This window comes from Rubrivirga marina (assembly GCF_002283365.1).
In the GTDB taxonomy this organism is placed as follows: domain Bacteria; phylum Bacteroidota; class Rhodothermia; order Rhodothermales; family Rubricoccaceae; genus Rubrivirga; species Rubrivirga marina.
On the sequence record NZ_MQWD01000001.1, the window covers coordinates 345552 to 366917 of the forward strand.

Here is a 21366-nt window from a genome sequence, read left to right on the forward strand (position 1 = left end):
CAGGAGAGCCGCCGAGGTGGGAGGGGCTAGCTAAAGGTGCGCGCGGAGGGCGTCGAGCGTCGAAGGGATCGTCTCGACCGATACGGGCGCGTCCCACAGCGACGCCAGGCGCTCGGGCGCCTCGGGCGCGACGCCGGCCGCGGCCTCGACGGCCTCCGGAAACTTGGCCGGGTGCGCCGTCGACAGGACGATCATCGGCCCCGCCTCGCCCCGCCCCCGGGCCCGTCGGGCGGCCTCCAGCCCGACCGCCGTGTGCGGGTCGGCGAGGTAGCCCGTCTCGTCGTGGACGCGGCGCATCGAGGCCGTCGTCTCCTCATCCGTCACGGCCTCGCCGCGGACGAGCGACCGGAGCTGATCGTCCGAAAACAGCGACCGGAGGCGTTCGAGATTGCTCGGAACGCCGACGTCCATCGCGTTCGAGAGCGTCCGCACGGAGTCGCCGGCGGGCGGGTCGCCGCCGTCGAGGAAGCGCGGGAAGCCGTCGTTGGCGTTGTGGGCCGCGAGGAAGCCGGCCACGTCCAGCCCGCCGCGCATCGCGAGCGTCCCGGCCGTGAGGTTGCCAAGGTTGCCGCTCGGCACCACGAACGCCGGCGGGCCCTCGGCGCCAGCGACGGCCAGCTCGCGGCCCGCCCAGAGGTAGTACAGCGTCTGCGGCAGCAGCCGCCCGATGTTGATCGAATTGGCCGATGACAGCCGGCCCTTCGCGGGCCGGGCCTCCGAGAACGCCTGCTTCACGAGCCGCTGGCAGTCGTCGAACGTGCCCTCGACGGCGAGGGCCTGGACGTTGTCGCGCTCCACGATGAGCTGCCGCTCCTGGACCGCGCTCACCTGTCCCATCGGGTAGAGCAGCACCACGCGGACGCCCTCGACGCCCTCGAAACCGGAAGCGACGGCGCTGCCCGTGTCGCCCGAGGTCGCGGCGAGGATCGTGACCGGCTCGCCGCCGAGGGCCGCGCCCATCAACCGCGCCATCGTCCGCGCGCCGACGTCCTTGAACGAGAGCGTCGGCCCGTGGAACAGCTCGAGGACGTGGACGCCGTCCCACCCGCCGCCCCGCAGCGGGACGAGTGGGATCGGGAACGAGAGCGCGTCCATCACGAGCGCGTCGAGGCGGTCCACCTCGGGGAGCCACTCGGCGAGGACGCGCCCGCCGAGGTCCGCCAGCGCCGTCGCGCTCTGCCAGCCGGCCGGGAGGGCGGGGACGTGGGTGGGGACGTAGAGCCCGCCGTCGGGCGCGAGCCCGTCCAAGAGGGCCTCGCGGAACGGGACGGGATCGGCGCCGCCGCGCGTGCTGACGTAGAGGGGAGCGCTCATCGGGTCGGTCGGGGGAAGGTGCGGGCGCGGGTCCCTCCGCCTCGACGGCTCTCCTGAGCGAAGCCGAAGGGCCGAGGCGGACGGGGCGAGGATCAGATCGTGCGGACGCCCTCCGTGTCGACCTCGGCCACCCAGCCGTGGGCGTCGATGGCCCCCTCACGGCTGGCGTCGACCATCGCTGTGAGGATCGCGTCGGCGTCGGCGCCGTCGGAGGGGATGGCGAACATGGCGGGGCCGGAGCCCGTGAGCGCGCAGCCGGCCGCGCCCGCGTCGAGCGCCGCGGCCTTCACGGCGCGGTACACCGGCACGAGCGTCGCCCGGTGCGGCTCGGCGAGCCGGTCACGCATGAGGTGCGTGCCGACCTCAGCCCAGTCGCCCTCCAGGAGCGCCGCGAGGAGGAACGCCAGCTCCGCCGCCTGCGCCGAGGCATCCTTGTGCGGCACCGTCCCGGGAAGCACGGCCCGCGCCTGCCGAGTCAGGACCTCCACATGCGGCACGATCACGGCGATCGGCGGCGCCTCGGGCAACGCGAGGCGCCGGTAGGCGCGCGGGTCCGACGGCGACGTGAGCACGAGCCCGCCGAACAGGGCCGGCAGCACGTTGTCGCCGTGGTAGCTCCCCGACGCCGCGAACTCGCCCTCGAGGACGGCGTCCACGAGCCCGGGCTTGTCGAAGGGGCTCCCGAGCACGGCGTTCGCCGCCCACGCGCCCGCCACCGCGCTCGCCGCCGACCCGCCGACGCCGGACCCCAGCGGCACGCCCTTCTCGATCCGCAGCCCCACGCCGCCCTCGGCGCCCGACGTGCGGAGGACGTGGAGCGCCGCGCGGCCGGCCGTGTTCTTCTCGGGGTCGGTCGGGATCGACGGCGGACCCTCGATCGTGACGCCCGGTGCGTCGGTCCGCCACGCCTCGACGTGGTCGCCGAGGCCGGTCACACACAGGCCGAGCGCGTCGAAGCCCGGGCCGAGGTTGGACAGCGAGGCCGGTCCGAAGGCGGTGACAGAGTCGGGCATGGGGTCGGGTCGGTCCGCCTCGGCACCGAGGCGGGGGGAGTCGGGAAATTGAGTCGCGGCGGCCCCTGGCGTCATCGTGAGCGAGCGGAGCGAGTCGAAGGGTCTCTAGTGCGACCAGGTCTCAAGCTCACGCCGGGAGCGCTGCCCGGCCGCGGTGCTCGCCAGAGATCCTTCGACTCCGACCTGCGGCCTCCGCTCAGGATGACACGGGATGGGCGGAGGGGGAAACGGGACGATGGAAGATCGACCGACGCGCGCTACGGCATGAGCTCGGCGGCCTTGACGAGGTCGGCCAGGAGGCCGGCGGCGGTCACGTCGGGGCCGGCGCCGGGGCCCTGGACCACGAGCGGCGTCTCGTGATACCGCGCCGACTGGATGAGGATCACGTTGTCGGTCCCCCGCGAGCGCGCGAACGGCGACTCGGCTCCGACCGCCCGGACGCCGACGCTCAGGCCGTCGTCCGTGATCTGGCCGACGTAGGCGAGCCGCTTGCCCTCGGCCTCGGCGGCAGCCACGCGCTCGGCCCACGCCGCGTCGAGGCCCTCCAGGCCGTCCATGAACGCCTCGACCGAGACGTCCGCCAGCTCGGGCGGGACGAGCGATTCGACCTCGAGGTCGGCGCGCTCGACCTCGCGGCCCGTCTCGCGCGCCAGGATGAGGAGCTTTCGCGCCACGTCCTCGCCTGTCAGGTCGTCGCGGGGGTCGGGCTCGGTGAGCCCCCGCGCCTTCGCTTCGCGGACGGCCTCCGAGAACGACGCGCCGTCCGCGAGCTGGTTGAACAGGAACGCGAGCGTCCCCGAGAACACGCCCTCGACGTGGTCGATCCGGTCGCCCGAGCGGAGGAGGTCGCGGACCGTGAACACGACCGGGAGGCCGGCCATGACCGTCGTCTCGTAGTGGTAGCTCACCTCGCGCCGGCCGGCGGCCTCGCGGAGCTGGCGGTAGTACGCCATGTCGAGCGTGTTGGCCTTCTTGTTCGGCGTGACGACGCCGACGCCGTTCTCGAGCCACGTCACGTAGCGCCGGGCCACGGCCTCCGAGGCCGTCGCGTCGACCACGATCCGCCGTTCGAGGCCGCCGGCGAGGAGCTTCTCGTCGAGCGCGTCGAGGTCGGCCGCCTCGGCGTCGCCGTCGAGGATCTGGACCGAGAGCGGGAGGCCGCCCGCGTCCCACGCCATCTTGCGCGAGTTCGCCAGCCCGACCAGCCGCATGTGGATCCGGTCCTGCTCCATCAGGATCGGCGCATGGGCGTCGAGGATCTCGACGAGCTTCCGCCCGACCGTCCCCGTCCCGATCACGACGACGTGGACGCGCGCGCGGCGGAGAGGGAACGCCTCGTGGAGCGCCTGGAGCGCCGCCCGGACGTCCTCCTGCCGGACGACGAGCGAGATGTTGGTCTCGGCCGCTCCCTGCGCGATCGCCAGCACGTTGACGCCGGCGCGCCCGAGCGTGGCGAACAGGCGGCCCGCCAGCCCGGGCTGGTGCCGCATCCCCTCCCCCACCGCCGACACGACGGCGCAGCCGGGGATCGCGTAGATCTGGCGGAGGTCGCCCCGCTCCAGCTCCACCGCGAACGCGTCCTGGAGCGCGGCGACGGCGTCCTCGGCGTGGTCGCCGTCGACCACGAAGCAGACGCTCTGCTCGCTCGACGCCTGGCTCGTCATCCGGACGTTGACGCCGGCGCCCGAGAGCGCCTCGAACAGCCGCGCGCCGACGCCGAGCACGGCCTGGATCCCGCCGCCCTCGACCATCACGATGGCCACGTCGCGGACCGACGAGATCGCCTTGACGCGGAGGTCCAGCGCGTCGGTCTCGTCGGAGATGAGCGTGCCGGCCTCGTTCGGGTCGAGGGTGCTCTTGATGAGGATCGGGATGCCGGCCCGCTCGACGGGGAGCATCGTCCGCGGGTGGAGGACCTGGGCGCCGAAGTAGGCCAGCTCGGCGGCCTCGCGGTAGCTCAGGCGCGGGAGCGGGACGGCCTCCGGCACGAGCCGCGGGTCGGCCGTGTAGACGCCGGCCACGTCGGTCCAGATGACGCACTCGGCGGCGTCGAGCGCCGCGGCCAGGATCGTCGCCGTGTAGTCGGAGCCGGACCGGCCGAGCGTCGTCGTGACGCCGGTCGCCGTCGAGCCGATAAAGCCCGTGACGACGGCGACCTCGCCCGCGGGGAGATCGCCGACCACGCCCTGCGTGAGCCGGCGCGTCGTGTCGTGGTCGACGGTGGCGCTACCGAATCGGCTGTCGGTGCGGATGAGGCCGGCGGCGTCGAGAGCCGTCGCGGCGTGCCCGGCGGCGCGGAAGGCGGCGGCCACGATCGGGGCCGAGAGCCGCTCGCCGGTGGCGAGGACGGCGTCGCGCGTCCGGTCCGTGGCCTCGCGCAGGAGCGAGACGCCGTCGAGGAGCTCCGTGAGCTCCCCGAGGCGGGCGTCCAGCGTCGCCTGGAGCGCCATGCGGTCTTCGGGCGCGGCGAGCGCGTCGGCCGCGGCCTCATGCCGCTGACGGACGGCGTCGACGGCGGCCTGGTGGCCGTCGCGGGCGAGCGCGGCGTCGAGCGCGGCGAGGAGGTCGTCCGTCGTGCCGCCGAGGGCGGACACGACGACGACCTTCCGACCCTCGGCCGGCGTGGCCGCGACGAGCTCGACGACGCGGCGGATCCGGTCGGGCGTGGCGACGGAGGTGCCCCCGAACTTGGAGACGTGGGGAGAAGACGGCATGGGCGAGACGAAAAACGCCCGCGCTCCGGAGGGGAGGCGGGCGGACCGAGTGAGACGAGCGCCGAGTGGCGGCTCCGATCACCGGCGACGCTCCGCCCCCCAGGGGCCGAGCGTTCGCGTAATCGCCGTCGCGCAGGGGCCCGCGGTCGTGCGAGCCGGGCGGCGGCGAGGTGGGGACGTGACCGGCATACCGCGGAAGCTAGCGGGGCGCCCCGGTTCGGGCAACCAAACCGAGCCGCCGCCGCAGCCCCGAAGCGCTTCCAACTCGGAAAAAAGACCGCTCCCTCGGTACGCTCGGGGTCCAATTCGGGGCTCCGTTCAAAGCAGACCGCCCGGTCGCGTACGTTCGCGACTCGACCCGTCCCCCCATCATGGACCGCATCCGGGTCCTCAAGGATCTGTCCGCATCGCTCCGCGACGTGGCCGCCCGCGTGGGCCGGCTGGAGGCGAGCCAGCAGTCGAGCCCGTTCCCCAGCCCGTCGTTCGGCGCCGGTCTCCGCCGCGTCCGCGACGACCTCGCGCGGCTCCTCGTCCAAGTCGACGCCCTCTGCCGCGTCGGCCGGCCCCCCGAGCCGTAACGGGACGCCCCCCGACGACCCGTCGGCCGGAGAAAATGAACCGCCCGTGCGGATCTCGGCCGCCCGCCACGGCCGTGTTTGGGCCGACGAGGTGGGACGGTGACTCACCATCCCCCGCCACCAATCCCACGGGCGGGTGCGCGTGGAGCACCCTCGCGCGCGCAGGCACGGGGTTCGCTTAGGGGCCGGGCGACTCCTTTCCCCCTGCACCCATGGGACAGCAGCAACTCCTCCTCCTCGTCCTCACCGTCGTCATCGTCGGCCTCGCGGTCGTCATTGGGATCGAGGCCTTCGACGAGAACGAGCGCAAGTCGAGGCTCGACGCCATGACCAACGAGGCCGTCCGGATCGCGGCCGAGGCGCAGGCCTGGAGCCTCAAGTCGCCCGTCTTCGACGGGCCCGAGGCGGGCGAGGGCTTCGCCGAGCTCACGTTCACCCGCCTCGGTTACGTCGCCGACGACCTCGGCGTCTACGCGACGCAGAACGGCCAGTACGCCTTTACCGACACCGGGGCCGGATGCGCCCGCCTCATCGGCGTCGACGCCGAGTACGACATGGACAGTGGCGACCCGGGCGACCTCGACCTCTACGTCCAGGCCGTCATCACGGGCCCGGGCCCCGACGACATCCAGATGTCGACCGACGGGACGCCGATCTCCTGCTAACGCTCGGCACGTCCTCGACCCGCAGTGGGGACGCGGCGCATCGTGTCTCTACTGCGAGCGGACCCCCGAGGCGGGCCTACTCGAGTTCGTCGCGGCGGTCGCGGAGCGTCTTGTTGAGGAGCGCGCGGGCCCGGAAGATGTGGGCCTTGACGGTCCCGAGCGGGAGGTCGAGCTCCGCCGCGATCTCGTCGTAGGTCATCTCCTCCTGATGCCGCATGACGATCACGCGGTGGTACTTCGGCGGGAGGGCCTCGATGGCCTCGCGGAGGATCGCGTTGCGCTGGTCGCGGACGACGGCCTTGTCTGGGCGGTACGTCGAGTCGGGCAGTTCCATTTGGAGCTCGCCGTCGCGCGTCTGGATCGGCTTGTCGATCGAGCGCGTCGGGAGCTTCTTCTTCCGGATGTAGTCGATCGTGTGGTTCGTCGTGATCCGGTAGAGCCACGTCGAGAACGCGTAGTCCGGGTTGTAGCTCTCGATGCTCCCGAAGGCCTTGACGAACGCCTCCTGCACGAGATCGTCGACCTGCTGCTGGTCGCGGACCATCTTCCCGACGTGCCGTCGGAGCGGGCCCTGGTACTTGTCGACGAGTCGCTCGTAGGCCCGCTGGTCGCCGGCGAGGGCCTCTTGGACCGTCGCGCGGTCCTCCTCGGAGGAGGCGGACGGGGGGGCAGACGACGGCTCGGACATGGCAGGGGCAGGAGGCGCCCCCAAGCTACCGCCAGCAGGCAGGCGCTTCCTCCTGTCTCGAACCTTGTCCGCTGAGATCGCTATCCTGGCCTTCAATCCCACCACAGATCCGCCATGATCCGCCACGTTCTCGCCCTCGCCTTTCTCGTCCCACCGGTGGCCGCCCAGGAGCCCATCGACGAGGCCCTGGCCGCCGAAGTCCTCCAAGCTGTCGTGGGGACGTTCTCGCCAGAGAGCGACATGGTGTTCGTTACAGGCCGGGCCCCAGACGGGGCCGACCGCTCCCTCCTCCCCGCCGACGCCGTGATCCTGGGGGGCTTCGCCACGGATACGGAGGCCCTCCTGCCCTCGCAGTCGGACGCGAGGACGGGCGCCATCGCGTTCGGCCGGCTGCCGCTCGATCCCGAGGCCGCGGCGGATGCCTATGCCGCCGCGCTCCCCGGCGGGTGGTCCCTCGACCAGCGCCCGACCCCGCGTGAGTTCCAGTTGTGCTGGAAGGGCGGCAGCCGGTCGGCGGAGGTCACGTTCTCGGCCCGGCAGGCCGGCGGGTCATACGTGACGGCCTCCAACTATGGCTCCAGGTGCGACCCGGCCGACCGGCCGAGGACTCACATCGAGCTCCCCTCGTTTGCTCCGCCGCCAGGCCACGTCCTCGCCGGCCAGCGCCTCGAGGGCTATCGGTCGGCTGGGAGCGGAGGGCTCGACGCCGCGACGATCCGGATCGAGACGCGCGGTCCGCAGACCGTCGCGGACCTCACCGATCACCTCGCGGCCGTCCTCCGCGAGGACGGGTGGGCCCGCGTCGCGGAGGCGGACGCCGGCGGGGCCGTCGTCTCGACGTGGACGCGGGCGAACGGCGAAGTCGCCTCCGTCGCGGTACGCCCGCACGAGGGGGGACTCCGGGCCGTCGTCACCGCTGCGCGATGACCCCTCCCACCGCGCCCGCCTCGGGCGGCTCACCGAGGCGGGCGGTCCCGCTTCCGCTCGAACCGCCGGCCCATCGACGGCGGAAACAAAAAGAGGCCGTACGGCTCCTGGCCGTCCTTGGAGAGCGACTGGTGGTGCCGGCCGTGGGCCCGCTTGATCGCCTGCGCCGCCGGCACGCCGGTCTTCCTCGGCCCGAGCCGGCCGTGGGCGTAGAGGTCGTGGAGCACGAAGTAGAGCACGCCGTAGACGGCGATCCCGACGCCGAGCGGGAACGCCGTGCTCGCCAGCGGGTCGGCGCGGCCGGCCCAGATCAGCCCGACCGAGAGGGCGCCCCAGGCGACGGCGAACAGGTCGTTCCACTCGAGCCCGTCGCCGTGGCCGTGCGCCGGGTCGTGGTGCGTCCGGTGCATCTTCCACAGCGGCCCGTGGAGGAGCCAGCGGTGGAGGACGTACGACAGCACCTCCATGGCAGCGAAGGCAGCGAACGTGAGCAGGGCGAAGCGGAGCACGGGACCTGGGCGGGCGCGGCCCCAAGCTAGGACGGCCTCAACGGGCCACCGTCAGGGGACGCACGACGCGCGCGCCACCAGCCTCGACGACGGCGAGGTACGTCCCGGCCGCCAGTCCCTCCGCCTCGACGTCGAGGCGGGCGGTGCCGGCCGGCAGGAGGCCGTCGTGGAGCGTCGCGACCGTCCGCCCGAGGGCGTCCACGAGGCGGACGCGGGCCGGGCCGGCGGCGGCGAGCGTGACAGCAACCTCGCCCCCCCCACGGAGCGGGTTCGGCGCGACGGCGACGGCGATGGCGTCCTCTGGCGTCGGGCCGACGTCCGCACCGTTGATCTCCACAGCCCAGAGCCCGTACGGCTCGCTGAACTCCGCCACGTAAAGTTTCTCGGCCCCTTCGAGGGCAGTGTCGATGGGGTTGCGGAACCCGCTCACAAGTCGTCGCGCTTCGACCCTTTCCCGGTCGTCGTGGAGGTCGAGGCAGAGGAGATCCTCGCCCGTGTCGTCGAACGGGGCGAGGAGCGAGCCGCTGTCGTCCTCGCCGTCGGTCCAACTGAGCACGACGGCGTCGCAGCCGAGTTGGTCGAGAGTAAAGATGCCGGTGTCGGCCGGGATGAACGAGAGGCCGAGCGGCGAGCGGTGCGGCGTGAACGTCGTCGCCGTCATCCCCATCTCGCTCGCGTCAACGATGGTGCCGTCGGGGAGGCGGAGCTCATCGGCATCGGGGCCGGCGTTGCGAAGCGGGTCGGAGAACGTGACGCCGGCCGGCGGGGCCGGGTAGGTCGGGTCGTCGTAAAAGTCGCCGTTCTGGTAGGCCCCGGACTCCGGCTGGACGAGCGGGTCGGCGTCGGGGTCGTAACCCGGGAATTGCTGGGGCGTGTCGTTGGTGCCCATCCGCCACGGGAAGCCGTAGTGGTGGCCCTCACGGAGCCAGTTGAGCTCTTCGCCGTCGTCGCGATCGCCGGAGTTCTCGGCGCCGAACAGCTCGCCGTCGGGGGCGAATGCCAGCCCGAAGCTGTTGCGCGTGCCGTCGGCGAAGAGGAAGCCGCCGTCGACGAGCGCGGCCGAGTCGGCGGGGATGACGAGGTCGGTGGCGTCGGCGGGCACGCGGAGGATGGCCGACGTCAGCGGGACCTCGCGGAGGCCGGGGAAGTCGCCCTCGGCGTCCTGGACCTCGCCGTGGTCCGTCCGCGAGCCGCTGTTGACGGCGAGCCACTCGCCGCTGGGGTGAACCGCGACGGCGCTCACGCTGTGGTCGTAGGCCGTCCGCCCGAGCGGGTACGGCTCGGTCTCGGCGACGGTCGTCCACACGCGCCCCTGACCCTCGGCACGCCCTCGGCGGAGAACGCCCACGTTCATCGTCTCCGTCGTCCGGCTGCCGACGAGGTAGATCGTCCCGTCCGGCCCGATGTCGATCCCGAACGGCCGGAAGCCCTCGCCCTGCTCCGCTGCCTCGGCCACGAGTTCGATCGGGCCCTCTGGTTCGAGCGGCTTCCGGTACAGGTCGCCGCTGCCGGCGAGGGCGTAGATCGCGCCTTCGATGGGTTCGTATGCGACGCCCACCGTCGCCGGCGGGAGCGTGTCGACGAGGTAGACATAGACCGCGTCGTGCTCGATCGGCTGGGCCGCGAGAGGAACCGCGAGCGCGGTGAGGAGGACGAGCGAGAGAATGTGGCGGGACATGTGGGCCGGAGAGGAGGGGCGAATAGCATACGGGACCGCGCGGCCGGGGGGCGCCGTAGAAGCGCCTGCCCTCACCACCCCACCCATGCCCGACGTCCTCGCCGCCGACCTCCGCACCCTCGCCGACGCACTCGTGGCGCTGGCACTCGGCGGCATCGTCGGGTGGGAGCGCGAGCGGAAGCAGAAGGGGGCCGGCTTCCGCACGATGATGCTCGTGTCGTTCGCGTCGTTCCTGTTCGTCGAGGTGAGCCTGGCCGCGGGCGCGACGGGGGCAGCCGTCCCCGGTAGCGACGTCCAATCAGACCCCGTCCGGGCCATCCAGGCGATCGCGGCCGGGCTCGGGTTCCTCGGCGGCGGGATCGTCTTCCGCGACCGCGCCGAGGACCGGACGCGCGGGCTCACGACGGCCGCCTCGCTCCTCGTCGTCTCGCCCATCGGGATCGCCGTGGCGCTGGACCACTACGCCCTCGCGATTGGCTCGGCCGTGCTCCTCGTGCTCGTGCTCGGATCCGCCGAACGCATCGAACGGTTCGCGGAGCGATGAGCCCCGACGACCTCCCCGACGACTTCGGCCGGTCCGACATCCCGGACGACAACGACGCCCTCCTCGCCGAGTGCGACGTCGAGACGCTCTCGGGCAACACGAAGGGCGGCCAGCGGGCCAATAAGGTCGAGACGGCGGTCCGCCTGACGCACCGCCCGAGCGGGACGGTCGTGAACGAGCGGAGCTCGCGGAGCCAGTTCCGCAACAAGGCGCTCGCGATCCAGGAGCTCCGACGGCGACTGGAGGAGGCGACCAAACCGAAAAAGGTCCGCAAGAAGACGCGGCCGAAGAAGGGGTCGAAGCGGCGCCGTCTCGAAGCGAAGCGCCAGCGGGCTGAGAAGAAGGCGCTCCGCAAGCCGCCGAAGCTCCCGCCGCGCTAGCCCCGCCCGCCTCGGCCCCGAGGCCGACGGACTCGGGACAGGAGCAGGCGCGCGTGGGGCGGTCCCCGGACTCCCCGAGTCGCCGAAACACGCCGGCCGGACGCGCTTACGTCTCGTCCACTCTGCCCCTTCTCTTATGCCCAAAGGAAGCGACCACGGCCCCAGCATCAAGGACGACGAGACCTACGAGAAGCTCCGCGACCAGGGCTACTCCAAGGGCAAGGCGGCGGCCATCGCTAACGCCCAGGCCAACCCCGCCCTGCACCCGTCCGAGAAGGGCGGCCGCGCCAAGCCCTACGAGGAGTGGACCAAGGACGAGCTCTACGACCGCGCCCAGGAGCTCGACGTCGAGGGCCGCAGCGACATGACGAAGGACGAGCTCATCGACGCGCTCCGCAACGGATGAAGCGCCTCGCCTTCGGCCTCGCCCTCTGCCTCGTCGCGCTCGCCCTCCAGTGGTCGAGTTGCGCCGGCTCGCCCGGTTCGTCCGACGCCCCGGCCGTCTCGCCCGACGCACCGGCGGTCGAGACCCCGCTGCCCGTCGTCACCGTCTCGCCCGGCCGCGTGGCGACCGTCGACATGAGCCGGTACGCGTCGGTCGTCTTCGAGCCGCCGGCCGGCATTGACGTGGACGTGTCCGAGGGCGGGGAGGCGTCGATCCGGGTCGGCGACGGGTTCCGTGGGCTCGACCTCGTCCCGTTCGCGGCGGGCTCGCAGCGCTACGCCGTCGCCGTCCAGAACCCGACCGGTTCGGGCCGGCTGGCGCTCGACCGCGTCGGCATCCGGCCCGACGACCCGTCGGTCCTCGACCTCGACCTCCGGCAGTTCGACGCCGACGGCCAGCGAACGGAGTTGACGGTCGACGAGGACACGGGCGTCGTCGTGCTCCTCGGCGACCGCGTGGCGTCGGACAACTCGGTTGACCTCGACCCGGCGACGGGCCGCCTCGGCGTCGACCTCGACGTGGCCGGGCCCGGGGCGCACCGGCTCCGGGTCGCCGCCCGCGCCGACGGCCTCGTCTCGGAGTGGGTCGCCGTCGACGTCGTAGACGGCCGGCTCGCGGAGTAGCCGCCCCTGTCCGCCTCGATGCCGAGGCCGACCGAGTCAGGCGACGACGGCCAGGTGCTCGACGGCCGCCAACGCGCCGGCGAGGTCGTTCCACAGGTCGTCGGCGCCCTCCAGCCCGACCGACAGGCGGAGCAGGCCCGGCGCGATGCCGCCCTCGGCGCGGGCGTCGTCGCTCAGCACGCGGTGCGTCAGGCCGGCCGGGTGCTGGAGGAGCGTGTCGACCGAGCCCAGGCTGACGGCCGGCGTCATCAGCGACACGTGTTCGACGGCGGCGCGGGCGGCCTCGTACCCCCCCTCGACCTCGAAGGCGAGCATCGTCCCCGGCCCGTCCATCTGGCGGCCGACGAGCCGCGTCGGGTCGCAGGCTTCGAGACCGGGGTAGTGGACTGCCGCGACGGCGTCGTGGTCGAGGAGCCGGGCCGCGAGCGTCTGGGCCGTCGCCTGCGCCCGCTCGATGCGGAGCGGGAGCGTCGTCAGGCCGCGGTGCAGGAGGTACCCGGCGAGGGGGTGGAGGAGGGCGCCCGTCGCCACGCGGACCTGCCGGAGCCGCCGCGCCCACGCCTCCCCACACGCCACGACGCCCGCGACCACGTCGCCGTGGCCGCCGAGGAACTTGGTCGCCGAGTGCATGACGAGCGCCGCGCCCCACTCGGCCGGCCGCTGGAGCACGGGCGTCGCGAACGTCGAGTCGACGAGGACCGGCACGTCGCCGGCCTGGGCCACGACGTACTCGACGTCGACGAGCGCGAGCGTCGGGTTGGCCGGCGTCTCGGTGATGACGAGCGCCGTGTCGGGGCGGAGCGCGTCGGCGACGCCGTCGGGCGTGGTCCACGTGACCTCCATGCCCAGGAGCTCGCATGTCAGGAGGTGGTCGGTCGTCCCGTAGATCGGGCGCGTGGCGACGACGTGGCCGCCGTCGGCGCGGGCCGCGAGGACGACGGCCGTGAGCGCGGCCATGCCGGAGGCGAACGCGACGGCGGCGGCGGTCCCCTCCAACTCGGCGAGGCCGTCCTCGAACCGGGCGACCGTCGGGTTGTGGAGCCGGGCGTAGACCGGGTTCGGCGCGCGCTGGTCGCCGGCCACGAGCGCGTCGAGGCTGGCCGTCGCCCCGTCGAGGTCCGAGAACGGATACGTCGACGAGAGGTCGATGGGGAGCGCGTGGACGCCGAGGGCGGCGAGGTCCTGGCGCCCGGCGTGGACGGCGCGGGTGGCGAGGTCGGGGCGGAGCTCCATCGGTCGATCGTGCGGCAGTTCGACCGTATCGTAGAGGATTCGACGACCGATCACAAGGCGGCCGAAGATCATTCGGCCCACACTGCCCATGCGCCCCCTCGACCGAACGGACCGCGCCATCGTCGCCGTCCTGCAGAAGAATGCGCGGACCTCCAACAAGGAGGTCGCCGCGGCCGTCGGCGTCGCGCCGTCGACGGCGCTCGAACGGACGCGCCGGCTGGAGGCCGACGGCGTGCTCGTGGGCTACCACGCCGAGGTCTCGGCCGAGGCCGTCGGAGCCGGGCTCCAGGCGCTCGTGGCGGTCCGGCTTCAGCGGCACGCGCGGCCCGTCGTCGAGGCGTTCGAGGCCCACGCGCTCTCGCTCCCCGAGGTCGTCCAGGTGTTCCACACGACGGGCGCGAGCGACTTCCTCGTGCACGTGGCCGTTCACGACACCGACCACCTCCGGACGCTGGCGCTGGCGTCGTTCACCGAGCGGCCCGAGGTCGCGCGGATCGAGACGTCGCTCCTGTTCGCGCACCGCCGCACGGCCGGCGTCGCCGTCGCCCCCGGCTGACCCCGCCCGCCTCGGCGTCGAGGCGGACCTACTCGCCGGCCAGCGAGGCGAGCGCGTCGCCGGTCAGCCGCATCTTGGTCCAGTCGTCGAGCGCCTCCGCGCCGAGGTCGCGATAGAACCCGAGCGCGAGCTCGTTCCAGTCGAGCACGACCCACTCCAGCCGCTCGGCGCCCCGCGCGACGGCCTCCGCCGCGACGTGCCGGAAGAGGGCCAGCCCGATCCCCTTCCCGCGGTAGACCGGGCGGACGAACAGGTCCTCCAGGTAGAGCCCCCAGTTCGCCCGCCACGTCGAGAAGACCGGGAAGAACAGGGCGAGGCCGGCCGCCTCGCCGTCGTCGGCGAAGGCGAGGACGCCGTCGAGGCGGGGCTCCGCGTCGGGCGCGAGGGCGGCTCGGAACGCGGCGGACGTGGCCGACACGTCGTCGGCCGTCGCCTTCTCGTACTCGGCGAGTTCGCGGACGAGCTCGCACACGAGCGCCGCGTCGTCGGGGGTGGCGGGGCGGAGGGTCATGGCGTCGAGGAGCGGTCGGAGCCGACGTACCGGCGGACGGTGCCGGGCCAGTCGGCGGACTGGACGTGGTCGAGGACGGCCCGCGCGACGGGCTCGCGGAGCGGCGACCCGGGCGCGACGGCGACCGCCCACCGCTCGAACTCGACGCCCGTGCTCTCGACCCGGAGGCTGGAGCCCGACGGCCGGGCGGCGCGGAGCCTCGGGGCCGAGCCGACGAAGGCGTCGAGCGAGTCGGAGCGGACGGCGTCGAGGCCCGCCCCGATGCTCGAGAAGGGCCGGGCGTCGACGTTGGCCTCGCGGAGGAGGGTCGCCTCCAGCGAACCATCGACCACGCCGACGCGATCGCCCTGTAGATCCTCCGGGAGGTGGAGCGTACCTGCCCCGCCCACCCCGAGCGCCGAGACGAGCGACGCCGTCAGCGACGCCGTGACGGCCATCGACACGAGCATCCAGAACAGCGCGAGCACGCGCCCACCGTGCGACCGCGGGACCGTGTCGCCGTAGCCGATCGTCGTCATCGTGACGCCAGCCCACCAGAAGCCGTCCCAGAGCCCCCGGGCGCTCTCGTGGAAGTCGTCGGTGTCGTGCCGCCGCTCCACGGCCCACATCATCGCCCCGACGAGGAGCAGCAGGACGGCCAGCCCCGCCGCGATCCAGAAGAACGTCATCGAGAACAGCCGTCCGAGCACGTCGAACACGCGGTTGCCCCGGGTGCGGGCCACGCCGAGGCGGGCCGCGTAGAACGGCGCCGCGAAGTCGGCCGCGACCTCGCCGGCCCGCGTCATCGGCGCGAGGGCGAGGTCGGCCTGGCCACCGAGCAGGGCGAGCGCGCTGTCGCCGCCCGCCACGAACCGGACGTCGCGCCCGAGCCGCTGGCCGACGGCCTCCGCCAGCCGCACGCCGAGGCCGTCGTAGACGCCGTCCGGCCCGCGCTCGGCGAACGGCGGCGCCTCCGGGACGGCCACCACGAGCGCGCCGCCGGCTCGGGTGGAGTCGGTCTGAGCGGCGACTGCCCCGGCGACGACCACGACGATCGCCACCCACCTCAGAAGACCGCGAGCGGCGGCGAACGAGCGGGCGGGGCGGAGCGTCATGTCGGCCTTGGTGCGGACGCGGGCGGAGTCGAGTCGCCCCGGCGCGGTGCCGAGGCGGGCAGACTCAGCCGAAGCCGCGGTAGTCGTCCTCGTCGTCGAAGTCGTCGTCCTCGTCGTCGGGTCCGAACGAGCCGAGGCCCGAGAGGACCGACCCGACCATGTCGGCGTAGCGGGCCCCGTCGGCCTCGACGTCCTTGCCGAGGAGCGAGTGCTGGTGGAGCATCTCGAGCGCGAGCTCCATCATCGACGCCTTCTCGGCCGGCGAGCTCGGCGTCGTGTGGGCGTCGACGAGCGCGCCGAGCCCGTCGACCTGGTCGAGCTGGCGGACGTAGCCGTCGAACGGGAGGTCCGTGTCGAGGTCGACCGTGTGGCCGCGTGAGAACCAGCCGAGCACCTCGCGGTAGGCCGCGCGGCCGCCGCTCTCGCCGGAGCCCTTCTCGGCCGGGTCCGGCAGGTACGTCTTGACGATGGCGGCCACGGCCTTGCCCACGAGCGCGCGCGCCACGCCCTGCGCTCCTTCCTGCTCGCCCTCGTAGACGAGCTCGACCTTCCCGGTCACGGCCGGCTCGATGGACTCGAGGTCCCCCGCACGGACGACCGTCTCGGTCTCGCCGTTGACGAGCGCCCGCCGCTCGGCCGCGGAGATCAGGTCTTCGAGCGCCGCCCGCGTGAGCCGCGCCGAGACGCCCGACTTCTGGTCGACGTACTCGCTCGCCCGCGCCTCGAACGCCACCTGCTCCACGATCTCGCGGAACACGTGCGGCACCTTGACCGCCACCTCGCCGTCGCGCTCGGCCCACGCCTCCTGGCGCGTGATCTCGACGCCGATGCCCAGCTCGCGCGGGTAGTGCGTCAGGATCTGCGAGTCGATCCGGTCCTTGAGCGGCGTGATGATCGAGCCGCGGTTCGTGTAGTCCTCCGGGTTCGCCGTGAACACCATCAGGACGTCGATCGGGATGCGGATGTTGAACCCGCGGATCTGGATGTCCTGCTCCTCCATGATGTTGAGCAGGCCCACCTGGATGCGCGGCTGGAGGTCCGGCAACTCGTTGATGGCGAAGATGCCCCGGTGGGTCCGCGGGATGATGCCGAAGTGGATGACCTCCTCGTCGGCGTACGTCAGCTTGCGGGTCGCCGCCTTGATCGGGTCGATGTCGCCGATGAGATCGGCGATGGAGGTGTCGGGCGTCGCGAGCTTCTCGCCGTAGCGGGCGCTCCGGTGGAGCCACGAGACCGACGTGTCGTCCCCGTGCTGGGCCACGAGGTCGCGGGCGAACTTCGAGACGGGCGCCAGCGGGTCGTCGTGGATCTCGGACCCGTCGACCTCAGGGACCCACTCGTCCATGAACGACGGGAGCATCCGGACGATCCGGCTCTTGGCCTGGCCGCGGAGCCCGAGGAGGATGAAGTCGTGCCGGCCGAGGAGCGCGTTCTGGACCTGCGGGAGGACCGTCCGGTCGAACCCGAGGATGCCGGGGAACACGTCGGCGCCGTCCTTGAGCTTCTCGACAAGGTTGGCGCGGATCTCGTCTTTGACGGACCGCGGGCGGTAGCCGCTGGCGCGGAGCTCGCCGAGCGTAGAAATCGGGGGGGCGTCGGCCATCGGGGGAACGCAAATGGAATCGGTGTCCCTTCACGCCGCCCACCGTGCGCCGTTCCTCGGCGCGCCCATGGCCCGGGCCGGCCCGATGCCCACGAGAAGAAGTCCGGCCGGTCCGACTCGCTCCGTAGGTCGCTCCCGACCGAGCGGGCGTCGGGGCGCCCCGGGGCCGCCTCGCCCTCGGGATCGCCCTGGGGCTCGACGTCGGGCCTCCTCTCCGGAAGGGGCCGGTGGTACCATAGAGGTCCGAAACGCATCGACCGCACATGTCCTTGACCCATCGCCTGGCGGCGCTCGTCGCCCTCCTCGTCCTCGCCCTCCCCGCGCGGGCGCAGGACGCGCTCCCGGCCCACGCGGGCATCCACGTGCTGACCGTCGGGCCCGACGGCGCGCTCGCCTGCGACGAGGCCACCGAGGCCCAGGTCGCGGCGCTCCACGCCGCCGCGCGGACGACGGGCCAGAGCGTCCGCCTGACGGCGCTCCCGTCGCTCAACGCCGAGGGCATCTCGGACTTCCGGATCATCCTCCGGGCCACGGACCAGCTCCTCGACCGGCCCCAGGCGCTCCTCGCCTTCCGTCGCTCGGCGGCCCGGTGGGAGCGGATCCTCCAGAGCCCCGTCACGACCGTGATCGACGTGGACTTCGGGCCCGAGCGGTTCGGGACGCCGTACGCCTCGAACGTCCTCGGCTCGACGAACTCGGCCCTCCTCTTCGCCGGCACGTTCTCCGGCACGACCGACATGGTCACCCGGCTGAAGGCCCGGACCGGCGACCCCCAGCTCCAGGCGCTCTACGACGCCATCCCGACGCCGACGCCCTCGACGAGCAACCTCGGCACCCTCAACCGTGGGATCGGCGGGCTCATCCCGCTCCAGGTCCTGGGCTACGAGGACGCCGTGACGCCCGCCAACGCGCCGTTCAACTCGGTCCCCTCGATCGGCTTCAACGACGCGTTCCCCTACGACTTCGACCCGACGGACGGGATCGACTCGGACAAGACGGACTTCGAGGGCGTCGCGCTGCACGAGATCGGCCACGCCCTCGGGTTCACGTCGGCCATCGGGATCTCGTCGAACAACGCGGCCGACAACCCCCTCTTCACGCCGTGGGACCTGTTCCGCGTCCGCCCCGAGGCCGTCGAGCCCGGCGAGAGCCTGACCGACGGGGCCGGCTTCGAGACGGCCGAGCGCGTCGTGACGCCGGGCCCGCCGAACACCGAGGTCCTCGTGATCGAGAACGGGACGACGTACTACGAGCCCGTCCAGGTCTTCTTCGACGGGTTCGAGGAGTACGAGGTCTCGACGGCGACGGGCGCCCGCCAGGGCGGCGACGGCCAGCAGGCCTCCCACTGGCGCGACGACCGGCTCCGCCCGCCGTCGCTCGGGGTCGATCGGAAGGTCGGCATCATGGACCCGAACATCGGGCGCGGTGAGTTCGACGAGATCTCCGAGGCCGACATCCGCGTGCTCGAGGTGATCGGCTACGCCGTCGACTACGACCCGGCCGTCGCGACGGTCGCCCTCAGCGTCGGCGGGCAGGCCATCGACGACCGGTTCTTGGTCGAGGAGCCGATCCCCCTCGGCGACGTCGACGCGGGCGCCCCCATCGACATCCCGCTCGTGATCGGGAACGAGGACGACGCGACGCCGCTCGACTTCCGGGTCGAGACGGAGATCACGACGCTCTTCCCGGCGGCGGCGGGCGCGACCGTCTCCGCCTCGGCGGCCTCGGGGACCGTCGCGCCGGGCGGCTCGGCGACGCTCCAGCTCCGCCTCGCCGGCGCCTCGCAGGCCATCGTCGAGGGCGTCGTCCGCGTGATCTCGAACGACGACGACCGGGCCGTCATCGAGGTGCCCATCGCGTTCACCGTCGGCGGGGCCGTGGCGCCGTCGCTCACCGTCGGCGACGTGCCGTCGTCGCTCGGCGACCTCGGCGACGACGAGGTCCGGACGGTGACCGTCCCGATCTCGAACGCCGGCACGTTCGACCTCCAGTACCGCGTCGTGACGACGCTCGTGACGCGGGCCTTCGAGTTCCCCGACACCTCGCCGCTGGGCACCGAGACCCGGACCGCCGCGACCGTCTTCTCGGCCGACTTCGAGGGCGCGGACCCGCTCGCCGGCTTCAGCTACCCCCGGAAGGCGGCCCCGGACCGCTGGCAGACGCGGACCACGAACGCCGCCGCGCTCCCCGGCCACTCGACCCCGACGGCCCTCTACTACGGCAACCTCAACGCCGGGCTCGAGGAGTACGCGAACAACTCGTTCGGCCAGATCCGCACGCCGCCCATCGACCTGAGCGGCGTGAGCCCGGACAGCCGCGTGACGCTCTCGTTCGCGACATACCTCAACGCCGAGGCCGGCTTCGACTTCGCCACGGTCCTCGTGTCGTTCGACGGCGGCGCCTCGTTCGAGGAGATCGCGAGCTCCGACGGCGGCGTCCTCCGCAACACGCCCGACGGCTGGGAGACCGTGACCGTCGAGGTCCCCGGCATCGCCGGCTTCCCGCTCCCGATCTACTTCGCGTTCCGGTTCGACAGCGACTCCGACGTGACGGGCGACGGGTGGTACCTCGATGACATCGTGGTCGACGCCGAGCCCGGCCTGGCGCCGCTCTACGTGGCCCCCCTCGCGGGCACGCTCCCGGGCAACGGGTCGGTCTCGCTCGAGCTCACGGCCGACGCCGGCCTCCTCGACGTGGGGTTCTACCGCGGGAGCTTCGAGCTCCTCACCGACCAGCCCGGCGACGACCCGGACCCGTTCGTGTTCGACTTCTCGGTCGGCGGGGCCGAGCTCCCGCGCGTCGTCTCCGACGACCCGGCGCCGCTCGTGGCGCTCGAGTCTGGGACCGAATCCGTGATCTCGCTCGACTTCCGCAACGGCGGCGACGCGACGCTCTCGTACGTCCGCGTGCTGGAGCCGGCGACGAGCCGGTTCGAGGCCGGCGGGCGGCACTCGCTCGAACGCCGGGCCTTCGACGGGCTCGCCCCGGCGGGCACGGCGCCCGTCGAGACCGCCGCTCCGCGCGACCCAGACGCCGCTCGGACCGCCCCGCTCGGCGACGACGACGTGCTCGGGGCCGTCGCGTTCGGCTCGACGGAGCTCCTCTACGACCTGGCCCAGCTCCCCGACGGCACGGTCGTCGCGGTCGACGGCTCGCGGGGCGCCGCGCTGACGACCATCTACACGCTCCCGCGCGACCTCTCGGCCCCGCCCGACCAGTTCCGCTCGACGGCCATCGACGCGAGCGTCACCGGCATCGCGTACAACCCGCAGACGGCGTCGCTCTGGATCGCCCTGTTTGAAGAGGTCCGGCTGATGGAGATCGAACTGACCGGCGGCGACATCGTCCCGACCGGCCGCACGGTCGACCTCGACTTCACGCCGTTCGGGATGGACTACAGCCCGGCGCTCGGGGCCTTCGTCATCGGGTCGTACGACACTGAGGCGGTGCTGGCCGTCACGGTCGACGGCGAGCTCCTGACCGGCTACCCCTCGTTCGTCCTCGGCCGGGAGATCGACACGGCGACCTCGCGCCCGGGCCTCTCGTTCTACGAAGGGCTCCTCGAGACGACGGGCGAAGAGGATGTCCTCCTCGCGCGCGACCAGTTCGGCGCCGACTTCGGCGGCGCGGGCGGCGCGTTCTCGAACGCGGTCCTCAACGGGTCGCCCGGCGTGTTCGGTCTGCTCCGCGACCGGCTCGACCCGAACGGCTCGTTCTTCGTCACGACGATCCCGATCGCCACGGACGGCGTCCAGGCCCGGCTCGTGCGGATCGACCCGCCGGACCTCCCGGCGAACGTCGGCACGATCCTCGACGCGGCGGAGCCCATCTTCGCCGACCGCTCGATCGGCCCGCGCGAGCCGTTCGACGTGGTCCTCACGATCGACGGCCGCGACGTCGGGCCGGGCGAGCTCACCGACGAGCTGGCGTTCCTGACCAACAACCCGGCGAACCCGGTCGTCCGCGTGCCGATCACGGTGAGCGTGTCGCCGGTCGCGGGCGAGCCCGGCGCCGAGGGCGCGTTCGCGTTCGCGGGCGTCCACCCGAACCCGGCCGGCGGCGACGCCCGCGTCCGGTTCGCGCTGGCCGGCGCCGCCGACGTGACGGTCGACGTGTACGACACGCTCGGCCGCCGCGTGGCCGTCCTCGCCGAGGGCGTGCCGCTCGCGGCCGGCCCGCACGCCCTGACCTTCCCCGCCTCGACGCTCGCGCCGGGCGTCTACGTCGTCCGCGTGACGGCCGGCACGGATGCCGCGTCACGGACGGTCACGGTCGTCCGCTAAGCGATTCC

At 73.1% G+C, this 21366-nt stretch carries 19 protein-coding genes; 9 read left to right on the forward strand and 10 right to left on the reverse strand.

The genetic code is table 11. The annotated features are described in order from the left end of the window. Positions 1-30: 30 nt before the first annotated feature. The 3 genes from thrC to thrA all read right to left on the reverse strand — a co-directional run bounded on the left by thrC (position 31) and on the right by thrA (position 5041). Complete coding sequence (thrC, locus tag BSZ37_RS01360; protein WP_095508819.1) at positions 31-1314, reverse strand: threonine synthase; 1284 nt, start codon at positions 1312-1314, stop codon at positions 31-33. 92 nt (positions 1315-1406) lie between these two features. Then, positions 1407-2327: a homoserine kinase gene (locus BSZ37_RS01365; protein ID WP_095508820.1), complete on the reverse strand. Its 921-nt coding sequence runs from the start codon at positions 2325-2327 to the stop codon at positions 1407-1409. A gap of 257 nt (positions 2328-2584) precedes the next feature. Further along, the gene (gene thrA / locus BSZ37_RS01370) at positions 2585-5041 is read right to left on the reverse strand and encodes a bifunctional aspartate kinase/homoserine dehydrogenase I (RefSeq protein WP_095508821.1); all 2457 of its coding nucleotides are present in this window, start codon (positions 5039-5041) and stop codon (positions 2585-2587) included. A gap of 371 nt (positions 5042-5412) precedes the next feature. Between thrA and BSZ37_RS01375 the strand changes: the two genes are divergently transcribed. Both BSZ37_RS01375 and BSZ37_RS01380 read left to right on the forward strand, forming a co-directional pair. After that, positions 5413-5619, forward strand: coding sequence for a hypothetical protein (locus BSZ37_RS01375; RefSeq protein WP_095508822.1), 207 nt, complete (start codon positions 5413-5415; stop codon positions 5617-5619). 212 nt (positions 5620-5831) lie between these two features. Continuing rightward, the gene (locus BSZ37_RS01380; protein ID WP_095508823.1) at positions 5832-6284 is read left to right on the forward strand and encodes a hypothetical protein; all 453 of its coding nucleotides are present in this window, start codon (positions 5832-5834) and stop codon (positions 6282-6284) included. Between the two features lie 76 nt (positions 6285-6360). On the opposite strand, the gene BSZ37_RS01385 is transcribed toward BSZ37_RS01380, so the two are convergent. Continuing rightward, complete coding sequence (locus BSZ37_RS01385) at positions 6361-6972, reverse strand: RNA polymerase sigma factor (RefSeq protein ID WP_095508824.1); 612 nt, start codon at positions 6970-6972, stop codon at positions 6361-6363. Between the two features lie 114 nt (positions 6973-7086). On the opposite strand from BSZ37_RS01385, the gene BSZ37_RS01390 reads away from it, so the two are divergent. Further along, positions 7087-7899 carry a hypothetical protein gene (locus BSZ37_RS01390; RefSeq protein ID WP_095508825.1) on the forward strand — a complete coding sequence of 271 codons (813 nt, stop codon included), beginning with the start codon at positions 7087-7089 and terminating at the stop codon, positions 7897-7899. 29 nt (positions 7900-7928) lie between these two features. Here the strand turns inward: BSZ37_RS01390 and BSZ37_RS01395 are convergent, their stop codons facing one another. Both BSZ37_RS01395 and BSZ37_RS01400 read right to left on the reverse strand, forming a co-directional pair. Then, positions 7929-8408, reverse strand: a complete 480-nt coding sequence (locus BSZ37_RS01395; RefSeq protein ID WP_095508826.1) for a sterol desaturase family protein — start codon at positions 8406-8408, stop codon at positions 7929-7931. A 37-nt stretch (positions 8409-8445) separates the two neighbouring features. Then, the gene (locus tag BSZ37_RS01400) at positions 8446-10086 is read right to left on the reverse strand and encodes a PQQ-dependent sugar dehydrogenase (protein WP_095508827.1); all 1641 of its coding nucleotides are present in this window, start codon (positions 10084-10086) and stop codon (positions 8446-8448) included. 85 nt (positions 10087-10171) lie between these two features. Here BSZ37_RS01400 and BSZ37_RS01405 point away from each other — a divergent pair, with 85 nt between their 5' ends. The 4 genes from BSZ37_RS01405 (at position 10172) to BSZ37_RS01420 (ending at position 12078) form a co-directional block, all read left to right on the forward strand. Beyond that, the gene (locus tag BSZ37_RS01405; RefSeq protein ID WP_179299418.1) at positions 10172-10630 is read left to right on the forward strand and encodes an MgtC/SapB family protein; all 459 of its coding nucleotides are present in this window, start codon (positions 10172-10174) and stop codon (positions 10628-10630) included. Continuing rightward, on the forward strand, positions 10627-11010 hold the full coding sequence (locus BSZ37_RS01410; RefSeq protein ID WP_095508829.1) for a peptide chain release factor family protein: 384 nt from the start codon (positions 10627-10629) through the stop codon (positions 11008-11010). The genes BSZ37_RS01405 and BSZ37_RS01410 overlap by 4 nt, the downstream gene beginning before the upstream one ends. Before the next feature lie 136 nt (positions 11011-11146). Further along, positions 11147-11416 carry a DUF7218 family protein gene (locus BSZ37_RS01415; RefSeq protein ID WP_095508830.1) on the forward strand — a complete coding sequence of 90 codons (270 nt, stop codon included), beginning with the start codon at positions 11147-11149 and terminating at the stop codon, positions 11414-11416. Beyond that, entirely contained in the window at positions 11413-12078 is a 666-nt protein-coding gene (locus tag BSZ37_RS01420) for a hypothetical protein (RefSeq protein ID WP_095508831.1), read from the forward strand. Before BSZ37_RS01415 ends, BSZ37_RS01420 begins: the two co-directional genes overlap by 4 nt. Before the next feature lie 36 nt (positions 12079-12114). On the opposite strand, the gene BSZ37_RS01425 is transcribed toward BSZ37_RS01420, so the two are convergent. Next, positions 12115-13311 carry a trans-sulfuration enzyme family protein gene (locus tag BSZ37_RS01425; RefSeq protein WP_095512273.1) on the reverse strand — a complete coding sequence of 399 codons (1197 nt, stop codon included), beginning with the start codon at positions 13309-13311 and terminating at the stop codon, positions 12115-12117. 88 nt (positions 13312-13399) lie between these two features. Between BSZ37_RS01425 and BSZ37_RS01430 the strand changes: the two genes are divergently transcribed. Further along, positions 13400-13867, forward strand: coding sequence for an Lrp/AsnC family transcriptional regulator (locus tag BSZ37_RS01430; RefSeq protein ID WP_095508832.1), 468 nt, complete (start codon positions 13400-13402; stop codon positions 13865-13867). Positions 13868-13895: 28 nt separating this feature from the next. On the opposite strand, the gene BSZ37_RS01435 is transcribed toward BSZ37_RS01430, so the two are convergent. From BSZ37_RS01435 to BSZ37_RS01445, 3 genes are all read right to left on the reverse strand, one after another. Next, on the reverse strand, positions 13896-14378 hold the full coding sequence (locus tag BSZ37_RS01435) for a GNAT family N-acetyltransferase (protein WP_095508833.1): 483 nt from the start codon (positions 14376-14378) through the stop codon (positions 13896-13898). Then, the gene (locus BSZ37_RS01440) at positions 14375-15472 is read right to left on the reverse strand and encodes an ion channel (protein WP_095508834.1); all 1098 of its coding nucleotides are present in this window, start codon (positions 15470-15472) and stop codon (positions 14375-14377) included. The genes BSZ37_RS01435 and BSZ37_RS01440 overlap by 4 nt, the downstream gene beginning before the upstream one ends. Positions 15473-15536: 64 nt before the next feature. Continuing rightward, complete coding sequence (locus BSZ37_RS01445; RefSeq protein WP_095508835.1) at positions 15537-17075, reverse strand: magnesium chelatase; 1539 nt, start codon at positions 17073-17075, stop codon at positions 15537-15539. 263 nt (positions 17076-17338) lie between these two features. Here BSZ37_RS01445 and BSZ37_RS01450 point away from each other — a divergent pair, with 263 nt between their 5' ends. Further along, entirely contained in the window at positions 17339-21358 is a 4020-nt protein-coding gene (locus tag BSZ37_RS01450) for an NF038122 family metalloprotease (RefSeq protein ID WP_095508836.1), read from the forward strand. Positions 21359-21366: the final 8 nt, after the last annotated feature.